Genomic DNA, 3950 nt, shown 5'->3' with positions numbered 1-3950 from the left:
GCCATTGCAACGCATTTCCAGAACCATGTCTTTTCCAAGATTTGGAATATAAATAACTTCTCCTTCTACAAGTCCCAAAGCTTTTAGTGTTGGCACCGCCTCACGATAGGTTTTCTCTATTAAATCAGGAATTCTCACTGACGAAAATCCAGATGCATTTATCTTAATATATACTTTTCTACCTTCTTTTACTTTGGCGCCAGGCAAAGGATCTTGCTCTACAACGCTAAACTTTGGATAATCACTATTATAATCCACGCTGTCCAGAAGCACATAATCTAAGTCTAATTCATTTAATTTTGCTTCTACTTGCTCCTCTGTTAATTTGGCAAGATTAGGCACCGTAATTTCATTGCCATGATCCGTGGTAAAGGTCAACCAATGCACAAACAAATAACCCAAAACAGCAATAATGGCAAGCGCTAGAAATGCTTGACCAAAAAACACGCGACTCGTAAGGTATTTACGTAAACTCATAAATTTATTTTTATATGCTACAAAGATAAAGCTATTTAGTTTCAAAAAAAATGATAATTTTGTTTAATGATAATTTGGAGCTTTTTCCTGCTATTCGTTGCAAACAAAGTTCACTGAACTCCTATGAAAATAAGAATTAAGTGAAGTAATCTCCCGAAAAAATCTGGAGGATTTCCACTTCAAACGAAGTTCACTGAACTCGGCTGAAAATAGAAATTAAGTGAAGTAATCAGGGCTAGAGCATCCGTTTAACAATAACATTTTATGTTACCCAAAACCCAGAACCTAACACCCAAGACCTAAAATATGAAAAACATTGCCATCATTATGGGAGGCTATTCCAGCGAGTACAAAATCTCACTCATCAGCGGAAACGTGGTTTACCAATATCTTGATAAAACTAAATTCAACGGATTTCGAATCCATGTTTTCAAGCAAAAATGGGTGTATGTCGACGACAATAACACCGAATTCCCTATCGATAAAAACGATTTTTCAACTACTGTAAACGGAACTAAAATAACTTTCGACTGCGTATTCAACGCCATTCACGGAACTCCAGGCGAAGACGGATTAATGCAAGCCTATTTTGAATTAATTGGAATGCCACAATCTTCCTGCGATTATTATCAATCAGCATTAACGTTCAACAAGCGTGATATGCTTTCGGTATTGAAGCCTTACGGAATCAAAACCGCCATTTCATACTATTTAAACAAAGGCGACAAAATTGACACTTCCGAAATCGTGAAAACCGTAGGTTTACCGTGTTTTGTAAAACCAAATAAATCGGGTTCTAGTTTTGGAATTTCCAAAGTAAAAACAGCTAACGAATTGCCAATCGCGATTGAAGTAGCTTACCAAGAAGACAACGAAATCATCATCGAAAGTTTCCTAGACGGCATCGAAGTTTCTGTAGGAGTTATTAATTACAAAGGAACAATTACCGTTTTGCCCATCACCGAAATAGTTTCCGAGAATGATTTCTTCGATTATGAAGCCAAATACCAAGGTAAATCACAGGAAATTACGCCTGCGAGAATCTCGGAAGAAATGACTCAAAAAGTGAGCGAAGTGGCAAAACGCACTTACGAAGTTTTAAAAATGAAAGGCTTTTCTCGTAGCGAATTCATCTTTGTGGACGGTGAACCTTATATGCTCGAAATGAACACCATTCCTGGCTTAACAACCGAAAGTTTGATTCCGCAACAAGCCAAAGCTGCTGGAATATCATTGGAAGATTTGTTTAGCAATGCTATTGAATTGGCATTAAATTAATTTTTTTGCCACAGATTCACAGATTAAAAGGATTTTTACGGATTAATTTGTAAATTATCAAGAAAAAAATCTGTCGATTTTTTGCACAATAGAATTGATTTCGATTAATACTTTTTTAAATTGCCGTTGGTTTTAACCAACGGATATAATGAAATGGTTTTATTGGCTTTAGCCAAAATTAATTTATGTTTTGGCTAAAGCCAATTTTATATTAAAATTTCTAAACCGTTGGTTAAAACCAACGGCAATTGATTTCAGCACATTAAAAACCTTATGAAATTTAAACTATGAACAAAAACAGACTCGAAGCCTTTAGTGATGGCGTATTAGCGATTATCATCACCATCATGATTTTGGAAATAAAAGTGCCAGAAGACAACAGTTTTGAATCTTTGAAACCGCTAATTCCAGTCATTTTGAGTTATGTTTTGAGTTTTGTTTATGTTGGCATTTATTGGAACAACCATCATCATATGTTGCAAGTGGTTAAGAAAGTAAATGGTTCCGTTTTATGGGGAAATTTATTTTTATTATTTTGGTTATCACTAATTCCTTTTGCTACCAGTTGGATTGGGTCACAACATTTTTCCGCCGTTCCAATGAGCGTTTACGGGTTTATTTTGCTAATGTGTGCCATTTCATATACCTTACTTCAAAATAAAATTATAAAACTCGAGGGCAAAGATTCCATCTTATACAAAGCTGTCGAAAAAGATAAAAAAGGTAAAATATCATTGGTTTGTTATATCTTGGCAGTTCCGTTGGCGTTTGTTTCGCCTTGGATTTCTGGATTACTTTATACTACAGTAGCCCTAATTTGGGTTATTCCCGATGCGAGAATTGAAAAACAAATAAATAAAAATTAAGATGAGAAAAGCAATTTTTCCAGGTTCTTTCGACCCAATAACTTTAGGTCACGAAGATATTATCAGAAGAGGAATTCCGCTATTTGACGAAATTGTAATTGCCATTGGCGTTAATGCAGAGAAAAAATATATGTTTTCACTAGAAGAAAGGAAATGCTTTATTGAAGAAACTTTCAAAGATGAACCAAAGGTTTCCATCCTTGTTTATGAAGGACTAACGATTGATTTGTGTCATAAAATCAAAGCCAATTTTATCCTGCGTGGGCTTCGAAATCCAGCAGATTTTGAGTTCGAAAAAGCTATTGCTCACACCAACAGACGATTATCAAAAATTGAAACCGTGTTTTTATTGACCGCTGCAAAAACATCTTTTATCAGTTCCAGCATTGTGAGAGACGTACTTCGCAACGGTGGTGAATATGAATTGCTTGTTCCTGATTCCGTGAGAGTAAAAAAATAGTATCCCTAATAAATTTACTTCGTCCGTTCGCTAACGCTCGGGTGGAAAAAGACTTCATTTAGTATTACTTTCGCAAAAAAATTGACAATAATATAGGAAATGGAAAGAACATTAAATAAACGCAGCGGTTCGCAATGTGAGCTATGCACAGCAACCGAAAACCTAAAAATATATACCGTTTTACCAACAAAAAAAGGCGGATTAGACGAAAATATTTTGGCTTGCAGTACTTGCATTAACCAAATAGAAAACCCTGCAAATGTAGATTTAAACCACTGGAGATGCTTAAATGATAGTATGTGGAGCGAACACACAGCAGTACAAGTAGTTGCGTGGAGAATGTTGAAACGTATGGGGAATAACGAACTAGTAGAACAAATGTACCTTGAGGATGAAACATTAATTTGGGCACAAGCCACCGGCGAAGGCGAAGATGATGAAAACAAAGTGATTCACCGCGACAGTAACGGAGTGATTCTTGCCACTGGAGATTCAGTAGTTTTGATTAAAGATTTGAAAGTAAAAGGTTCAAGTATGGTAGCCAAGCAAGGAACTGCGGTTCGTAACATCAGACTAGACCACGAAAATGCAGAATATATTGAAGGTAGAGTTGATGGTCAGACGATTGTAATTATTACTCAATACGTGAAGAAAATATGATTTGAAGTTAGCAGTTAGCAGTTAGCAGTTAGCAGTTAGCAGTTAGCAGTTAGCAGTTAGCAGTTAGCAGTAAAAAAACGAAAACGTTTCGAGAAATCAGGACATTTTCGTTTTTTTATGGAGATGTTTAACACTCTTAATCTGAAATCTGAAATCTGAAATCTGAAATCTGAAATCTGAAATCTGAAATCTGAAATCTGAAATCTGAA

Annotated in this window: 5 protein-coding genes; 4 read left to right on the top strand and 1 reads right to left on the bottom strand. The window is 35.6% G+C overall.

From position 1 onward, the window contains the following. Nucleotides 1-477 (bottom strand): PASTA domain-containing protein (locus ACHZDT_RS17325; protein WP_394775900.1); only part of this gene is annotated, 477 nt, incomplete at its 3' end. A 306-nt stretch (nt 478-783) separates the two neighbouring features. On the opposite strand from ACHZDT_RS17325, the gene ACHZDT_RS17320 reads away from it, so the two are divergent. The 4 genes from ACHZDT_RS17320 (at nt 784) to ACHZDT_RS17305 (ending at nt 3741) form a co-directional block, all read left to right on the top strand. Next, nucleotides 784-1755, top strand: a complete 972-nt coding sequence (locus tag ACHZDT_RS17320) for a D-alanine--D-alanine ligase (protein ID WP_394775899.1) — start codon at nt 784-786, stop codon at nt 1753-1755. A gap of 287 nt (nt 1756-2042) precedes the next feature. Next, a complete protein-coding gene (locus ACHZDT_RS17315; protein ID WP_394775898.1) occupies nt 2043-2621 on the top strand; it encodes a TMEM175 family protein in 579 nt (192 codons plus the stop codon). A gap of 1 nt (nt 2622) precedes the next feature. Continuing rightward, on the top strand, nt 2623-3081 hold the full coding sequence (coaD, locus tag ACHZDT_RS17310) for a pantetheine-phosphate adenylyltransferase (protein WP_394775897.1): 459 nt from the start codon (nt 2623-2625) through the stop codon (nt 3079-3081). 99 nt (nt 3082-3180) lie between these two features. Further along, nucleotides 3181-3741: a PhnA domain-containing protein gene (locus ACHZDT_RS17305; protein ID WP_394775896.1), complete on the top strand. Its 561-nt coding sequence runs from the start codon at nt 3181-3183 to the stop codon at nt 3739-3741. The last annotated feature ends 209 nt before the right edge of the window (nt 3742-3950 follow it).

This window comes from Flavobacterium sp., from assembly GCF_043722275.1.
In the GTDB taxonomy this organism is placed as follows: Bacteria; Bacteroidota; Bacteroidia; order Flavobacteriales; family Flavobacteriaceae; genus Flavobacterium.
The sequence above is the reverse complement of the archived record's forward strand: the minus strand, read 5'-3'. Positions and strand labels throughout refer to the sequence as shown.

Excerpts from the sequence above, each read along its gene's own strand:
- ACHZDT_RS17305 (WP_394775896.1), top strand. The coding sequence starts at position 3,181 with ATGGAAAGAACATTAAATAAACGCAGCGGTTCGCAATGTGAGCTATGC.
- ACHZDT_RS17315 (WP_394775898.1), top strand. The coding sequence starts at position 2,043 with ATGAACAAAAACAGACTCGAAGCCTTTAGTGATGGCGTATTAGCGATT.
- ACHZDT_RS17320 (WP_394775899.1), top strand. The coding sequence starts at position 784 with ATGAAAAACATTGCCATCATTATGGGAGGCTATTCCAGCGAGTACAAA.
- coaD (WP_394775897.1), top strand. The coding sequence starts at position 2,623 with ATGAGAAAAGCAATTTTTCCAGGTTCTTTCGACCCAATAACTTTAGGT.